The organism is Paenibacillus sp. FSL H8-0168, assembly GCF_038592955.1.
GTDB classification, from domain to species: Bacteria; Bacillota; Bacilli; order Paenibacillales; family Paenibacillaceae; genus Paenibacillus; species Paenibacillus polymyxa_B.
Genome location: NZ_CP151948.1, coordinates 3,291,265 through 3,307,985, shown reverse-complemented (window position 1 = coordinate 3,307,985; position 16,721 = coordinate 3,291,265). Strand labels below are relative to the sequence as shown.

14 protein-coding genes are annotated in these 16,721 nt (G+C 45.7%); 12 read left to right on the top strand and 2 right to left on the bottom strand.

Going from position 1 to position 16,721, the window contains the following annotated elements:
• Positions 1 to 70: 70 nt before the first annotated feature.
• The 8 genes from MHI21_RS14595 to MHI21_RS14560 all read left to right on the top strand — a co-directional run bounded on the left by MHI21_RS14595 (position 71) and on the right by MHI21_RS14560 (position 10,618).
• On the top strand, positions 71 to 1,015 hold the full coding sequence (locus MHI21_RS14595) for a GDSL-type esterase/lipase family protein (RefSeq protein WP_341161235.1): 945 nt from the start codon (positions 71 to 73) through the stop codon (positions 1,013 to 1,015).
• On the top strand, positions 1,015 to 2,091 hold the full coding sequence (locus tag MHI21_RS14590) for an ABC transporter ATP-binding protein (protein WP_342418423.1): 1,077 nt from the start codon (positions 1,015 to 1,017) through the stop codon (positions 2,089 to 2,091). Before MHI21_RS14595 ends, MHI21_RS14590 begins: the two co-directional genes overlap by 1 nt.
• Positions 2,084 to 3,073 carry an ABC transporter permease gene (locus MHI21_RS14585; protein ID WP_165177114.1) on the top strand — a complete coding sequence of 330 codons (990 nt, stop codon included), beginning with the start codon at positions 2,084 to 2,086 and terminating at the stop codon, positions 3,071 to 3,073. Before MHI21_RS14590 ends, MHI21_RS14585 begins: the two co-directional genes overlap by 8 nt.
• Before the next feature lie 98 nt (positions 3,074 to 3,171).
• Positions 3,172 to 5,151, top strand: coding sequence for a DNA topoisomerase IV subunit B (gene parE / locus MHI21_RS14580; RefSeq protein ID WP_028540692.1), 1,980 nt, complete (start codon positions 3,172 to 3,174; stop codon positions 5,149 to 5,151).
• A gap of 22 nt (positions 5,152 to 5,173) precedes the next feature.
• A complete protein-coding gene (gene gyrA / locus MHI21_RS14575) occupies positions 5,174 to 7,636 on the top strand; it encodes a DNA gyrase subunit A (RefSeq protein ID WP_165177112.1) in 2,463 nt (820 codons plus the stop codon).
• Between the two features lie 275 nt (positions 7,637 to 7,911).
• Complete coding sequence (locus tag MHI21_RS14570) at positions 7,912 to 8,382, top strand: MarR family transcriptional regulator (RefSeq protein ID WP_061831576.1); 471 nt, start codon at positions 7,912 to 7,914, stop codon at positions 8,380 to 8,382.
• Positions 8,383 to 8,646: 264 nt separating this feature from the next.
• On the top strand, positions 8,647 to 9,132 hold the full coding sequence (locus MHI21_RS14565; RefSeq protein ID WP_342418422.1) for a MarR family transcriptional regulator: 486 nt from the start codon (positions 8,647 to 8,649) through the stop codon (positions 9,130 to 9,132).
• Positions 9,116 to 10,618 (top strand): DHA2 family efflux MFS transporter permease subunit, encoded by a 1,503-nt coding sequence (locus MHI21_RS14560; RefSeq protein ID WP_341163664.1) that lies wholly within the window; start codon positions 9,116 to 9,118, stop codon positions 10,616 to 10,618. Before MHI21_RS14565 ends, MHI21_RS14560 begins: the two co-directional genes overlap by 17 nt.
• Before the next feature lie 134 nt (positions 10,619 to 10,752).
• Here the strand turns inward: MHI21_RS14560 and MHI21_RS14555 are convergent, their stop codons facing one another.
• Together MHI21_RS14555 and MHI21_RS14550 are read right to left on the bottom strand one after the other, a co-directional pair.
• Positions 10,753 to 11,499: an RluA family pseudouridine synthase gene (locus MHI21_RS14555; protein ID WP_341161239.1), complete on the bottom strand. Its 747-nt coding sequence runs from the start codon at positions 11,497 to 11,499 to the stop codon at positions 10,753 to 10,755.
• A gap of 9 nt (positions 11,500 to 11,508) precedes the next feature.
• Complete coding sequence (locus tag MHI21_RS14550) at positions 11,509 to 12,372, bottom strand: class I SAM-dependent methyltransferase (protein WP_028540694.1); 864 nt, start codon at positions 12,370 to 12,372, stop codon at positions 11,509 to 11,511.
• Positions 12,373 to 12,871: 499 nt separating this feature from the next.
• On the opposite strand from MHI21_RS14550, the gene MHI21_RS14545 reads away from it, so the two are divergent.
• From MHI21_RS14545 to MHI21_RS14530, 4 genes are all read left to right on the top strand, one after another.
• Complete coding sequence (locus MHI21_RS14545) at positions 12,872 to 13,330, top strand: flavodoxin (RefSeq protein WP_069289771.1); 459 nt, start codon at positions 12,872 to 12,874, stop codon at positions 13,328 to 13,330.
• Positions 13,331 to 13,350: 20 nt separating this feature from the next.
• Complete coding sequence (locus MHI21_RS14540; RefSeq protein WP_342418421.1) at positions 13,351 to 14,163, top strand: hypothetical protein; 813 nt, start codon at positions 13,351 to 13,353, stop codon at positions 14,161 to 14,163.
• Positions 14,164 to 14,524: 361 nt separating this feature from the next.
• Entirely contained in the window at positions 14,525 to 15,178 is a 654-nt protein-coding gene (locus MHI21_RS14535) for an HlyD family efflux transporter periplasmic adaptor subunit (RefSeq protein WP_250268677.1), read from the top strand.
• A 15-nt stretch (positions 15,179 to 15,193) separates the two neighbouring features.
• Positions 15,194 to 16,711: a DHA2 family efflux MFS transporter permease subunit gene (locus tag MHI21_RS14530; RefSeq protein WP_235309639.1), complete on the top strand. Its 1,518-nt coding sequence runs from the start codon at positions 15,194 to 15,196 to the stop codon at positions 16,709 to 16,711.
• The last annotated feature ends 10 nt before the right edge of the window (positions 16,712 to 16,721 follow it).

Sequence of the window (16,721 nt, the reverse complement as noted above, 5' to 3'; positions counted from 1 at the left end):
TATGTGACTCTAAACATTTATTGCGCTTTTATTCCGAACGGTTTATTTGCAAAATGATATGAGAAGCTTTATGTTTATTTCACTAAGCTATCAGGAGGGAACACGAGTGAATTCATCAAAATGGATTTGGCGGTCTGTCGGCTCCGTTTCCATTGCCGCCACATTGCTATTATTGTACGGATTTTTTACAGCAGTACAAAGTATCACGGCTCCAGAGCCAATGGTTAGCACTCAACCTGTACATTCCGGTTCATCGCAGACACAAACTGCGCCATCCGCTACTAATCAGACGGGGGAGTTTCGGGTAGCTGCCATTGGAGATTCGCTAGCCAAAGGCACGGGGGATGACTCCGGAAGTGGTTTTGTGCGTCGGTCGGTGAGCTTGTTAAATAATCAGGAAGGCCATAAGGCTCAGCTCATAAATAATCTGGGGATTAATGGACTGACGACTCAAGGACTATTGACCAAGCTGGATGAGCCTGGTGTTTCTTATGTGTTGAAAAAGGCTAACGTCATTATTGTCTCGATTGGCGGAAATGATTTATTTCAGGGGGCTCAGGCTGCCCAAACTGGCAAAGAGCCACCTACACTCAGTGGTTTGCGTAAAGCTGTGCCTGATGCCGCCAAACGTCTGCAAAAAGTGCTGACAAAGGTAGGGAAAATCAATCCGAATGCTAAAATTATCTATGTCGGATTATATAATCCATTCAGTGATCTGCAGGAAATGAAAATTCCTGGTAATCTTGTGGTCACAGAATGGAATCTGGCTGCCATGGCAATTACCAACCAAAACAGCAATATGACTCTGGTTCCAACTTTCGATTTGTTCCAGCAAAATTTGCCCGTCTATTTATCTTCCGATCATTTTCATCCAAACGGACAGGGCTATCAGGCAATCGCTGAACGTATCGCGCAAGGGTTTGCAGTTGCAACCACGAAGGATGCCGATAAAGTGGATAATGAACAACAGTCTACAAGCCAACCCGCTGAAGTGAAAAAGGGAGGGAACAAGTAATGAGCATCCAATCTGCTGACAAGACCGGGGCTGGAATAACCCAAAATCCGACATCAAGGGATGCAGTGTCCAGTTTCCATTCCGCCAATCAGGTTGGCAGCGCAGGCAGAGACAGAAGCAATAACGAAACAGTTCTCTCTGTTCAGCACGTTAAGAAACGTATCAAACGCAAAATGATCATTCATGATGTCACATTCGACGTTCGTGCGGGTGAAATTTTCGGATTTCTCGGTCCTAATGGGGCTGGAAAAACGACGACTATTCGTATGCTGGTCGATTTAATTAAGCCTACGGAAGGGACGATTACTGTCTGTGGACATAATGTAAATCGTGACCCTGAGCAGGCTTTACGGCATATTGGTTCTATTGTGGAAAATCCAGAGGTGTACAGCTACCTGACAGGGTGGGAGAATTTAGAGCATTTTGCCCGTATGCAGCCTGGTGTAGACGAGCAGCGTATCCGCGAAGTCGTTGAGCTGGTTCGGCTCGATCGCCGTATCCATGATAAAGTAAGTACGTATTCTCTCGGAATGCGCCAGCGCCTTGGTATAGCCCAAGCCTTGCTAGGTAAACCGAAATTACTCATTTTGGATGAACCGACGAACGGGTTAGACCCCAAGGGGATCAAGGAAATGAGAGCTTTTATCCGTTTGCTAGCGGCAGAAGGCATGGCTGTATTTGTTTCCAGCCATTTGCTCAGCGAAATCCAGCTGCTATGTGATCGGGTGGCAATTATAAGTCGGGGAAAGGTGCTAGCTGTAGGTGGTGTACGGGAACTGGTTGAGACGCACTCGCACATGGCCGTGTGGCAACTGGAGCCTCGTGATCAGGGTCTTGCGATATTGCAAAATTCTCCGCATGTACAAATGATTACGAATGCCGATGAATTAATTGATGACAGCATTGTTGCAGGCAGCGGAGCCGATGCAATTTTTACAGAAATGGATGAAGAGCATATTGCGGAGCTGGTGACACAAATGACGGCTTCCGGTATTTCCGTTAAAGGTGTAACCAAAATCAACCCTACACTGGAGCAGCTATTCCTGAAAATGACGGAAGGTGAGATACTTGAATAACATTTTACCGCTCGTACAAAATGAAACGCTCAAAATTATTAAGAAGAAACGATTTTATGTCATTTTACTTGTTTTACTTGTGCTTGTGCCGATTTTTACGTACGCTCAGATGAAAGTGGCAGAAAACAATCGCGAAAAATTCGGCAATGATTGGCGACTTGAACTGCGTCAGGCAATTACCGATAATCAAAACTCGCTGGGAAGTGACCGGGTTCCCGAGGAATGGAAGACCTATCGTCGGGTCTTTGTGCAGCAGATGCAATATTATTTGGAGAATGATGTGAATCCTAATGAGCCGAGTGGCGTCACCTTTACCAGAGAGTTTATGGATAATTCCATAAATCTGTTCGTTCCGCTGTTGATTATGGCCATTGCCTCCGACTTGGTTTCTGGAGAACGGACGACAGGCACGATAAAAATGTTGCTGACTCGCCCAGTCAGGCGGTGGAAAATACTGCTGAGCAAGCTGTTGACATTGTATATGTTCGTCTCGCTCATCATTTTGGCTGTATTTATAATTAGCTATCTCATATCAGGCTTGTTTTTTGGTTTTCGCGGTTTTAATGTTCCGGTATTTACCGGATTTCAAATTGTTGGATCGACGGTGGATTTGTCTGCTGTACATGCGATTCCACAATGGCATTATCTGATGCTGCAAGCCGGATTGATCTGGTTTGTCAGTCTTGTGGTAGCTTCGTTAGCCTTTATGGTATCTGTCCTGGTACGAAGTACGGCGGCAAGTATCGTGGTCATGATGGCTGCGCTTATTTCGGGCACTATTTTGACAAACATGGCTTCATCTTGGCAGAGTGCTAAATATTTATTTATGGTTAACCTCCAATTAACCGATTATTTATCTGGAAGCCCCGCCCCGATTGAGGGAATGACCTTACCCTTTTCTTTAGCTGTACTGGGCATTTGGGGGGCTGCGGCATTGATTGTTTCATTCGCCGTCTTTACGAAACGGGATATATTGAATTAAAATGGACAAGGTAAAAGAAAACATCTGTTTGCATTTTTGGTGAAAATCATCAAGAATAAGGCAAAACACGGTTACGATTAGACAAAGGGGGAGCATGAATGGTCGACAAAATCGACTTGTCTGCGGGAGTATCCGGCACACAAAGCGGAGCTTCAGAATATGGCGCGGACGACATTCAAGTGCTCGAAGGGCTTGTGGCAGTTCGCAAACGGCCGGGCATGTACATCGGGAGCACCAGTTCTTCGGGACTGCATCATTTGGTATGGGAAATTGTAGACAACGCGGTGGATGAACATCTCGCCAAGTTTTGCTCTCGCATTGATATTACAATGCATAAGGACGGTTCCGTTACAGTATCAGACAACGGGCGCGGTATTCCTACAGGAATGCACAAAACGGGAATTCCTACGCCTCAGGTTGTATTCACCATTTTGCACGCCGGAGGTAAGTTTGGCGGTTCGGGATATAAAAAGTCCGGGGGTCTGCACGGTGTAGGTGCGTCTGTAACGAACGCTCTTTCGGAATGGCTTGAAGTAGAAATTTACCGGGACGGCAAGATTCACCGTCAGCGGTTTGAATATTGGCAGGACAAGAAGGGCGTGGAGCATGTCGGAGAACCGACCACAGGCCTTGAAGTGCTGGGCAATACTAACAAGACGGGCTCGAAAATTACATTTAAACCGGATATTCGTGTTTTTCAGGCAGGCATTCATTTTAACTACGATACGTTGGCTGAGCGCCTTCAGGAAATTGCTTTTCTAAATTCGGGCCTTCGTATTCAACTTAAAGACGAACGCAGCGGAAAGTCAGATGAGTATTTTTATGAGGGTGGCGCAAGTCAGTTTGTTGCTTTTCTGAATGAGGGCAAGGATGTGCTGCATGACGTTATTCACTTTAATGCCGAGAAAGAAGACATTGAAGTAGAGATTGCCATCCAGTACAATGCGGGTTATACAGAGACGATTGCTTCGTTCGTTAACTCCATTCCGACACGTGGCGGAGGTACGCATGAAACGGGATTCAAAACCGCTTACACTCGTGTCATGAACGACTATGCGCGCAAAACGGTGATGTTGAAAGAAAAGGATAAAAACTTGGAGGGCAACGATCTACGTGAGGGCATGATGGCTGTAATCAGTGTCAAAATGGCTGAAGTTGAATTTGTCGGCCAGACAAAGGATCAGCTGGGTAGCGCTTCGGCACGGAGTACAGTGGATGCCATCGTATCTGAGCAGATGCAGCGTTTTTTGGAAGAAAATCCGCAGATAGCACAAACTTTGATCAAGAAGGCAGTTCAAGCATCCAGAGCGCGTGAAGCTGCACGTAAAGCTCGAGATGAGATGCGTTCCGGTAAAAAGCGCAGTGAAAGTTCCAATTTGAATGGTAAACTGTCGCCTGCGCAGTCCAAGGATTTTACACGTAATGAGTTGTTTATTGTGGAAGGCGATTCGGCTGGAGGTTCAGCCAAGCAGGGACGGGATTCCAAAATTCAGGCCATATTGCCGCTAAAGGGCAAGCCGATGAATCCGGAAAAATCCAAACTGGCGGATATTATGAAGAATGATGAGTACCGTGCTATTACAGCAGCTATTGGTGCGGGAGTAGGAACAGAGTTTTCGCTGGAAGACAGCAATTATTCCAAAATCATCATTATGACCGATGCAGATACAGATGGTGCGCACATTCAAGTGCTGTTGTTGACGTTCTTTTATCGGTACATGAAAGAGCTTATTGATGCAGGACGCATATTTATTGCTCAACCGCCATTGTATAAAATAACTCGAAAGTCGGGTAAGCTCGAAACGGTGCGTTATGCTTGGACTGACGAGCAGCTTGATAATTATTTAAAAGAATTTGGACGAAATTTTGAGCTTCAGCGCTATAAAGGACTTGGGGAAATGAACCCTGATCAGTTATGGGAAACAACGATGAATCCCGATTCACGCACCTTGTTACGCGTTCAGATAGAGGATGCAGCCAAGGCTGAACGCAGGGTGTCCACTTTGATGGGTGATAAGGTGGATCCGCGCAAGCGCTGGATCGTGGAAAACGTAGATTTCACGGAATACGTAGAGTAGTGCTATCAAAAGAGGTGTATACATGAGCTTATCGGAGCAGTTTTTGCCAGCTTTTCTGGAGGAAGTGGTCGGTGACCGCTTTGGCCGATATTCCAAATATATTATTCAGGATCGGGCGATACCCGATGTGCGAGATGGATTAAAACCCGTACAACGTCGTATTCTGTATGCAATGTACGATTCGGGCAATACGCCGGATAAAGCATATCGTAAATCAGCCAAAACCGTTGGGGACGTTATGGGTAATTATCACCCTCACGGTGACTCGTCGATTTACGACGGCATGGTACGGATGGCGCAGCCTTGGAAAATGAGTCACGTGCTTGTGGATGGTCACGGTAACTGGGGCTCCCAGGATGATGATCCGGCGGCAGCTATGCGTTATACGGAGGCTCGTTTGTCTCCGATCGCAATGGAAATGCTGCGCGATATTGAAAAGCGTACGGTTTTGTTCAAGGACAATTTTGATAACTCGGCCAAAGAGCCCGTTGTGTTGCCGTCTCGTTATCCAAATTTGTTGGTGAACGGTTCCAGTGGGATCTCGGCGGGATTTGCGACAGAGATTCCTACACATAGTTTACGCGAAGTTATTGATGCCAGCATTGCGGTGATGGAAAAGCCCGAGATTGAGCTGGAAGAGATTATGACCTTTATTAAAGGTCCTGATTTCCCGACGGGTGGACTCATTATGGGTGGCGAAGGCATCAAGGACGCTTATCGCACGGGAAAAGGACGCATTTATATTCGTTCCAAAACGGAAATTCAGTCTTTGCGCGGAGGTAAGCAGCAGCTGGTCATTACCGAAATCCCATATCAGATCGTCAAATCAAGGCTCGTAACCGCCATGGAAAATATCCGTCTGGAGAAAAAGGTGGAAGGGATTGCCGAGGTTCGTGACGAAAGTGGACGAAATGGTTTGCGTATCGTTGTGGAACTGAAGAAGGAAGCCGATGCGGAAGGGATTTTAGCTTATTTGCTGAAAAAAACCGACCTACAGGTGGCATATAACTTCAACATGGTAGCTATTGTGAACAAGGCGCCACATCAGCTTGGGCTGAAGTCCATTTTGGAAGCGTATATCGCCCATCAACGCGAAGTTGTCACTCACCGTATCCAGTATGAACTGGAAAAGGCAGAGGATCGTGCCCATGTGCTGGAAGGTTTGGTCAAGGCGCTGAACATTCTGGATGAGGTCATCGCAGCTATAAAAGCTTCCAAAAATCGCCAGGACGCACAAAATAATTTGCAATGGATGTTTGGTTTTAGCGAACGGCAGGCAGATTCTATTTTGACCTTGCAGTTGTACCGTCTCACCAATCTGGAAATCACCACGCTTGAAAAAGAACTGGGTGATATCCAGAAAAAAATCGCGCAATATCGTTCTATTCTGGAAAGTGATCGCAAGCTGATTAGCCTAATTCGCAAGGAACTGTTGGAAATTCGCGAAAAGTACGGCATTGACCGTCGTTCAGATATCCAGGGCGAGGTAGAAGAGATTAAGGTGAACCTGGAAGTCATGGTGGGAGCAGAGGATGTGTTGCTGACACTCTCAAAAGATGGCTATGTGAAACGTACAAGTATGTTGTCATTCACTCGTTCAGGCGGGGAACGTTCAAGTTCCGGTGTTAAAGAAGGGGATTACGTTACCCAATTGCTTGATGTGAATACGCTGGACATATTGCTCGTCTTCACCCAGCGAGGACAATACTTTTTATTACCTGTACATCAGGTGCCAGAGTATAAGTGGAGAGAGCCGGGCACACCAATTGTCAACGTTATTCCGTTATCGAAGGAAGATCGTATCGTAAGTGTTATCCCGCTCAAAAACATCGAGGAAATCGGCAAAAGTCTAGTATTTGTAACAAAGAAGGGCCAAGTAAAGCGTACAGAATTAAAAGAATATGCTACAAAACGTTCTAGTGCCGTAGCCGCCTGCAAAGTAGCAGGGGACGATGAGGTATTATCGGTAACGTTAAGCGAGGGTACCCGGGATATTATGCTGATTACCCGCGCGGGTATGAGTATACGCTTCAAGGAGCAAGAGGTTAATGCTATGGGTCGCGTCTCGGCTGGTGTCAAAGGTATACAGCTAGCGGAAAGCGATGAAATTATCGCGGCGTTATGGGTAGAAGAGGATGAAGGAGAAGTGTTGGTGCTGACCGAGTCTGGTTATGGTAAGCGTACGCTTCTGTTGGACTATCCTACACAGGGAAGAGGCGGCAAAGGTATCACTACCTTTGAGTTCAAGGAAGGCAAACGAGTACGTTCGAATGGAACTCGAATCGTGGCTGCCTTCTATTGCCGTGAAGCTGTTCAATTATTTGCAATCACAGCAGAAGGACAAACAATGTCCTTCCTTTCGGAAAAGGCTCCTTTGACCGACCGAAAGGATACAGGCAAGCTGCTGGCTCCAGTGGAGAAGAAGGACGAAATTGTGAATGTGCTGCTGCGTAGTGAGCCGCAAACTTCTCAGTCCATAGAATAATAGGAAAGTCAAGCGCTTATTAGCTCGAAAAAGAGAGGTCCTCTCGTGCCATTCCGGCACGAATGAGGACCTTTTTGCCGTCATGGTGTCGAACTCTGACCAGCCTTCAAAACCGAGGTGAGACTTCCTTCCCCTTTTCATTTCGTGCTCCAAAAACGGCAGGAAACCAGGGCTGAATGGCGAAAATTTAATGTGATGAAATACAATCCGGACGGTGGCCCATACGGTAACTTTGATGCTTTTACTGACCCTGTTATTCAAAGGAGTGAGGCAAAATGCAAACGACCGAATTTGCGAAAATCTGGTCCAGAATGGCTAAGGATTATAAGGTTCATATGGAGCAGCAGCTGGCTCCATCACTAACCGAAGCTCAACTTACGGTGCTGGAGGTTTTGAACGAATACGGCCGTATGAAACCGTCTCAACTAATCCCATATCTCGCCACCACACCAGCCGCGGTTACGATGCTGCTGGATCGGATGGAACGGAATCGACTGGTCACCCGTTTCAGAGACGTAAAAGACCGTAGAATTGTATGGATTGTCATTTCGGATCAAGGGAGAGAAGAAGTAGAGCGTGGATTACGAATACGGGATGATTTTCTGGGTTCTGCACTAAACCGAATTTCTCAGCACAATCAAAATTTGCTGGTTTATTTGTTGGGGAAAATTACAACGAAGGCGAAGACTTCAGTATCGGCAAGTGAGACTGAGGGAGTAAAGGAACCAATAGAGCGAGCAGAATAACTAGAATGGTGGCTACATGAAAAGTAGCTGTACGCAGCAGATTATCATTTTAAGGTAAGTAGGAGTGCGCGGATGTAAATACCTATCGTGGTATTCATACCGCGCTTTTTTGTGTTGAAGTATAGGTGATATTTGGGTGAATGTTGACATTTACATAAGAGATGATAAAATAATAGTTATAAATAAATAACAATTCGTATACAAATAGTTGCTTGTTTATGTATATGGATTGTGAATTGGGTATTAGAAAGAAGGATGGTTTCAGTGAGTGACAGAGAGGAAGACAGACTTGAGGTGTACCGGATTATTCAATCGGTAAGGGAGGTTAACAAAACGATATTTTATGCCTTCTGGAATGAGGAGCAGCATTTGGATCTGACGGCCATTCAACATATGGCTTTGGCCATTCTGAATAAACGCCCCAACATCGGGTTATCCGAGTTGGCAGACATAGCGCATGTGGGAAGCAGCTCTATGAGTGGGGTGGTTGACCGCTTGACCAAGGCGGGATATATTGCTCGCGGACGGCATGAACATGACCGTAGATCCTTAGTGTTGACGCTTACGCCGGAAGGAAAAGATATCATGCAAAAAGTAGACGCCATGTGGATGGAGCGAGTCTTGCCCATTCTGGACATCCCGAAGGAGCAGCTAGAGATGGTCCTGGATATCCATAAACAAATGATCATGAAATTAACATCGAAGGGAATGAATCAACTTGAGCAGTCCTCAAATGACACTACCAGGTAATGTACGCAGAGCACCCATTGTGGCCGCTCTGTTGATTGGCGCGATTGTAGCGATATTAAATCAGACGTTGATCAGTGTGGCTTTACCGAAAATGATGAGTGATCTGAATATAGATGCCAATATAGCTCAGTGGCTCAGCACGGGCTTTATGCTCGTGAATGGGGTATTGATCCCGGTGACCGCGTTCTTGATTGCCCGTTTCTCCACTCGTAAATTGTTTATTAGCGCGATGACTATTTTTTCAATCGGGACGCTGTTATGTGCTATAGCGCCAAGCTTCAGCATATTGCTTATCGGTCGGCTTATTCAGGCCGCGGGGGCAGGTATCATGATGCCCTTAATGATGGTCGTTATCTTGAACATCTACCCAATAGAGCGTCGTGGCCGGGCGATGGGAACCCTGGGGATTGCGATGGGTTTTGCTCCAGCCATTGGGCCAACCTTATCCGGTTATATAGTACAGCATTATGACTGGCGGGTATTGTTCTGGATCATCCTGCCGATATCAGTAATTTCAATTGTGATCGGATTTATTTTTCTGAAAAATGTAACGGAGCAGTCCAAGCCAAAGCTGGACATTCCCGGCATCATTTTGTCTACGCTCGGTTTCGGTGGACTGTTATACGGCTTTAGTGATGCAGGAACATCAGGTTGGGGAAGTATTCCAGTCCTGTCTACGCTTATCGTTGGGACAATTGCGCTTATTTTGTTTATTGTTCGCCAACTGAAGGCAGATGAGCCTATGCTGGAGTTCCGTATCTTTAAATACGATGTGTACAGCTTGACGACAATCATTAATGTGATTGTGACGATGGCTTTGTACGCCGGTATGATATTGCTTCCGATTTATTTGCAAAATATTCGGGGTTTTACACCGCTCCAGTCTGGTATGTTGATGTTACCGGGAGCGATTCTGATGGGGCTCATGTCTCCTGTAACGGGGGCTATTTTTGACCGAATTGGAGCACGCTGGTTGTCTGTGATTGGCTTGCTGATTATGGCTATAACGACTTGGGAATTTACGCGGTTGACCGAAACAACCACCTATATGACACTGTTAATTAATTATACGGTGCGGATGTTCGGGATGTCGTTGCTGATGATGCCGATCCAAACGGCCGGGTTGAATCAGCTTCCGCAACGATTGAATGCACATGGTACGGCAATGAGTAACACGCTGCGTATGATTTCCGGCTCGATTGGGACAGCAATTCTGGTGACAGTGATGTCCACACAAAGCAGCAACCGCTTGACATCGATTGTTACATCTGAGGGACTAAGCGTGACGGATAAAGCGGGGATGCTGGCTGCAGGTAATCAAGCTACGATTTATGGGATTAACTCGGCTTTTATCATTGCAACAGTGTTGAGTGTGGCCGCTCTGATTTTAGCATTTTTCATCAAAAATACGAATGCACAAAACGCCCAACCCCGTCAACAGCTGGTAAACAGCAAGAAGGGGCAGTCCGTGGCTTCCTCGTCATAAAAGGATGAGATGACGCATTAATTTAATTTTCTGCAAAAAAAGAACCTGGAATGCATGTTTGTTCACATGCGCTGCAGGTTCTTTGTGCAAATGGGGTTGAAGATCGATATTCAGATAGAGCAGGACTTTCCGATTCAAATTTCAGACGTAATCATGTTCTCATAAAGAGACCTTGGCCATTCATTCCATGGAAATTGGACAGGAGGTAACGAGTGAAATCTCATATCGTCCTTGCTAACCGGATGCGGTGCTCCAGCGAGTAAGGACCAGAGCGCCAGCTGTTGACCGGGTCGGCTCAGATGACCGCCATATTTTTGGTCACCGTAGAGGGGACAGCCGATCGCCTGCATTTGCACACGAATTTGGTGTGAGCGTCCGGTGTGCAACTTAATCTGCACGAGACTGAGTCCATCTGCTTGTCCGATCACGCGGTACTCCAAAATGGCTTCCTTCGCACCAGCCGTGCCAGGCCGAACCGCTTGAACTGTGTTGGTACGGCTATCCTTTAGCAGATAATGGGTTAGACGGCCCTGTGGGGCCGTAGGAACGCCATTCAGAACTGCGGTATACAGTTTGTGAAAATGACGACTTCGTACCGACTCTGACAGGCGAGAAGCAGCTTTGGACGTCTTAGCAAAAATCATGGCCCCACCTACAGGCCGATCCAGTCTGTGAACTAAGCCCAAAAAAACGTTACCAGGCTTATTGTGTCTGATTTTTAGATCTTCCTTGAGTAAAGACAACAGATCAGGATCACCACTGGCATCCTCTTGTGTTGGAACATTGACAGGCTTTACAACTGCCAAAACATGATTGTCCTCATATAGGACAGGAATGTTGGGCAGTGCATGCTCATGCCGGGTAAGTTCATTTTGAGTCATAAGAGGAATTTAAGCCTCCCAGCGTCCGAGAATACCACAAGGCAAATTCAATCCCGAGCGTGTGATCGGCAATCCGATTTCACCAGCGCTAATTTGTCCGCCGTACTTTTGTTGCATGGTCATGCTCAGCATGTTGCGCAATACAGTAGGCGAAATACCTGTGGTATAGGAGTTAATCAGCATGAACAGCGGTTGATCTGAAATGATGCTCATGCAGGATTCGAGAAACGGGTATAAGCTTTCTTCAAGCTTCCAAGTTTCTCCGTTCGGTCCGCGTCCGTAAGAAGGAGGGTCCATAATAATGGCATCATAACGGTTGCCCCGACGTTGTTCTCGTTGCACGAACTTGAATACGTCGTCCGTAATAAAGCGTACCGGACGGTCAGCCAGACCGGACAATTGAACGTTTTCCTTTGCCCACTGCACCATGCCTTTGGCGGCATCCACGTGAACTACACTGGCTCCAGCATACGCAGCAGCAGTCGTGGCTCCTCCCGTGTATGCAAACAAATTCAGTACGGAAATCGGTCTGCCTGCGCCTTTGATTTTATCCATCATCCAGCTCCAGTTCGCTGCTTGCTCCGGAAAAAGACCGGTATGCTTGAAGCTGGTCGGTTTAATGTGGAATTTAAGCGGTCCATAGCTAATTGTCCAGCGCTCGGGGATAGGTTTTTTCATATCCCAGTTGCCGCCACCGGAGGAACTGCGGTGATAATGCCCATGAACATTACGCCATTCGGCTGTTTCCTGGGCCAAAGGCCATATGATTTGCGGATCGGGACGACGCAGGACAATATCACCCCAACGTTCCAGTTTTTCACCACCGCCTGTATCCATTACTTCATAGTCTTTCCATTCTTGTGCTACATACATGTACAATCCATCCTTCAGCAGTCAATTCAGGATTCAGGCAGCAAGCTGCACAGAAATCCCCATATGGAGTCTATTGTACAACAAACCTCAGCAACAATCGAATGATTACATAAATAAGTAAGTAGTCAAATGGTCTAAAATATTTTTTCTCGGATGTACTTGTAATTATAGCGCTTCCATATTAAAATGAAATCAATCCCACTTGTACGTACAACAATCCGTTTTTTATTATAATAATGAAAAACGGATTGAATTGTACGTACATAATATTTTTTATCAACACAGCTGAAATTCTACTTAATTAAACAAGCCTCTAATTTAATGTGCTTATCCATAGAGTTTATCAGCCAACAGCCGCATGTAATGCGGCTGTTTTGCGTATATCTCCCCAAGATTAAAGCTAGTTTTTGAAATTAATATTTGACAATGAGAATCATTATCAAATATTATTTGAGTAACAGGGAGTGAAAGCATCCCATATTTCAAATAAAGGTGAGGGATGAACTTGGGTAAAATCATGATTGCTTATGCCAGTTTGACCGGTAATACAGAGGAAATTGCGGAATTGATCGCCGAGGGCGTTCGTCAGGCAGGGCATGAGGCGGAGTTGAAGGCTTCGTATGATTGCAGCGCGCAAGAACTGCTCGCATATGACGGGTTCCTACTGGGTGTATATACATGGGGAGATGGTGAGCTTCCTGATGAATTTTTGGATTTTTATGAGGAACTAGACGAACTTGATTTGTCTGGTAAAAAGACCGCAGTATTTGGCAGTGGAGATACATCTTATACGCAATTCTGTGGCGCAGTGGACTTGGTAGAGGAAAAAGTCAAAGAACGCGGTGCATCGGTCATTCAAGAGAGTCTGAAGATTGAATTCAATCCATTGGATGATGACAAGGAGAATTGCCGAGCTTACGGAAGACAATTTGCACAGGCTGGTATTGAAGTGTCCTGAGAAGAGAGTGAGTGATAGGTATGCGCAATAGCGATAGCTTAAGCGGCTTTCCTCTTCTGCACGACTATCAGCTGGAGGAGATGTGGAGAACTCCACAGCCAATCCGTCAATCACAGAGGAAAAGAGGGCGTGAGGGCTGGAATTGGCGGCAACGGGTTCAATATGCAGTAGGGCATGCGCTCAACGAATACTTTGGAATGGAAGTAAAGGTACGGCGGGAAGTCCCTGTCCAGTATGTGCTGGAGAAATGGTGGCCCAAGCAGTCAAACAGCTTTGAATCTTTGTTCCATTATTGGGATGTCAAAAATAAAGTGTCAGGTGAGTTGTCAAAAATTTGTGGCTTAAATAATGACTTGATGGTGCCTGTGATGCTGTATGAACAATTTTGTACGTCTGTGCCTGAGTTAGAGGTCAATATTTCGCTTATTGTTCAGGCTGCTTGGCAACTATCAGCAGAAGCAGATTCCCTGCTCATTCAAAAGTACATCGTTGACTATAATCCTAACGTTGTCAGTACATTCCAACATATGACAAATGTATTTTGTTATTATGCATTTGGAGCTCTTCCTCAGCTTATTGAGGTATACTGTCTGCTGGAAGGCAAGAAGGTCCGTTTCATTCCAGGACCTGCTTCTTTACAGCAATCTCTGGATTACGTACGGCTATTACGGGATTCCAAAGAGGATGTACATGGGACGGCAGAACGCTGCCGTTGCGGGGGGTGCATAGGGGAGCAAGTTTCTCAGGGAAACAGAATGAATAAGAACACGAAGGAAGGGCAGGAGGCGAAAAACTGCAAACAACGGTCAGCTGTACCTACGCCTTTCTCTTAACGTTACTGTGTAACCCTTTAATTGTAAACTATCCCTTTTCGTGAAAGAGCCTTGGAAACAAGGTTCTTTTTTATGAAAAAAAATTATGAAAAAACTGAAAATTTATGTTGCCTGAATAGATAAATATATCTATAATATTTCAATGTACAATAGTTATATGAAAATATTTAAATATAAAAGACGGTTTCTGGACCATGGATCAGATTGTCCTATGTACATAAGATAGTCCTGTCTTGTCTTTTGCATGGAATGTTGCCATGTGTTTATTTACGTTCTCTATTTGGTTTAATGGCCTAATATTTCAATTTTAAAATATTAGCGTTGAATAATAAAAATTTTTTGGACAACAGGGGTGGAAGAAGTGAGTAAGAAAACTGTATTGCCAATCCTCATTGTACTGCTCATTCTGAGCGGTGGAGCTATTGGCTACTATTATTGGTATCAAGCAACACACTTTGTTAAAAGTGACGATGCGCGCGTTCAAGCCGATCAATATAAGGTAATGCCGCAAATCTCTGGAGAAATTAGTCACATTGATGTGGAAGAAGGAGATGTTGTTCAGCGTAATGAACCGATTGCCGAGCAGGATGTATCGGGGTTGGATGCGAGCATGATCAGCAAGTCCGTACTGCGCGCGCCGATCAACGGAACCGTCATTAAGATTTATTCGAAAGAGCATGAAATCGGATCGCCGGGTAGTGCTGTTGCAACTATGGTGGATATGAACAGCTTGTACGTATCTACGAATATTGAAGAAACTGATATTAACCGTATTAAACCAGGACAGCTTGTTGATATTACGCTTGATGCAGCAGGTGATCAGGTGATTCAGGGTAAAGTTCGTAAAGTGGGCGAAGCCTCCAACGCCGTGTTCTCACTCGTTCCTGCAGTGAACACAAGTGGTAACTTTAACAAGGTGACTCAGCGTGTGCCTGTAGAGATTGCTGTGAACAAGCCGAAGGATCTGAAGCTTATTCCTGGAACGAACGTGGAAGTAAAAATTCATACACCTTAAAAAGGAGGGGTCCATGTGGCTGCCAATGATATTGCTGCTGCTCCTTCGACAGATTCTTCCAAAGAACGCTGGCTTGCCTTTTTCGCTATCGTTTTAGGCGCCTTTGTCGCCATTCTGAACAACAGTCTGATCAATGTCGCCATTCCTAGATTGACGACAGATTTAGGATCTACGACGACACGTATTCAGTGGGTTATTACAGGTTACACGCTTGCATCTGGTGTAATCGTACCGATTACCGGATATATGGAGCAGCGCCTCGGATACAAAAAGTTTTTGATTCTTGCGCTCAGCGTATTTTCGCTGGGAACGGGAATATGTATTTTTGCATGGAGTGATTCTTCCCTGATCGCAGCACGGGTGCTGGCTGGTCTGGGCGGTGGTGTTATTATGCCGCTGAGTATGACGATTATTTACAAAATTATGCCGCGTGAACAAATCGGTATGTCCCTTGGTATATGGGGGATCGCCGCAATGGCAGCGCCGGCTGTAGGGCCTACGCTCAGCGGATATTTAATTGAGTGGTTTAACTGGCGATTCTTGTTTATTGTCAGTGTGCCAGTTGCTTTATTTGCAATTTTAATGGTTATTCTTCTAATCAAAGAACCGCCTAAAGTAGAGCCGAAGCCGTTTGATCTACCGGGATTTTTGCTGGCCGCAACTTGTGCCGGAACACTCTTGTACGCATTGACAAACGGCCAGCGTGATGGCTGGACTTCTTTTGGAATTGTATCCCTGCTGTTTATTGCTTTCTGGGCACTTGTTTTTCTGATCTATGTAGAAAGCGGCAAGGATAATGCTGTAATTGAAATCTCATTATTCAAGAATTCAAAGTATACGATTAGTGTGATTGCCTCTAGTCTGGTCATGATGGGGATGTACGGAGGAACGTTCCTAACACCGTTGTTTTTGCAAAATATCCAGCGTGTGTCACCGATTGATACCGGTATTATCCTCATTCCACAGGCCATTGCCATGGCGGCTATGATGCCTATTGCCGGGAAGCTATTCGATAAGTTCGGCATTGTGCCTTTGGGACTTGTGGGCCTGACGCTAACCAGCTTTATGACCTATCATCTTCACCAGCTTACGCCAGATACTTCGCATGCCTGGTTGGAAACCGTAATGGCATTACGGGGTCTGGGAATTGGTATTTGTATGATGCCATTGTCCACGGTCGGCATGAATGCCGTTCATCCGAGCAAGGTAGCCAATGCGTCTACAGCGTCCAATCTGGTACGTACTGTGGCTGCATCTATGGCGATTGCGGTGTTAACCGCCATTATGCAAAGCCGTTCGGCTGCTCATGCCCAGCAAATTTCGGAGTCCATTACACCAGACTCGGCTCATGCGCTTCAAGCGACATTGGGCAGCTCATGGATGTCATCCATAAGTAGTTTAATCACACTGGATGCTACATCAAGAGGAATTGGGGATACGTTCCTCATTTCATCCATACCGCTGTTTTGCACAATTCCACTCATCTTTTTGTTTATTCAGAGGAAGAAAGCAAAGACACAGCCGGAAGCTTAATAAGTGAAGT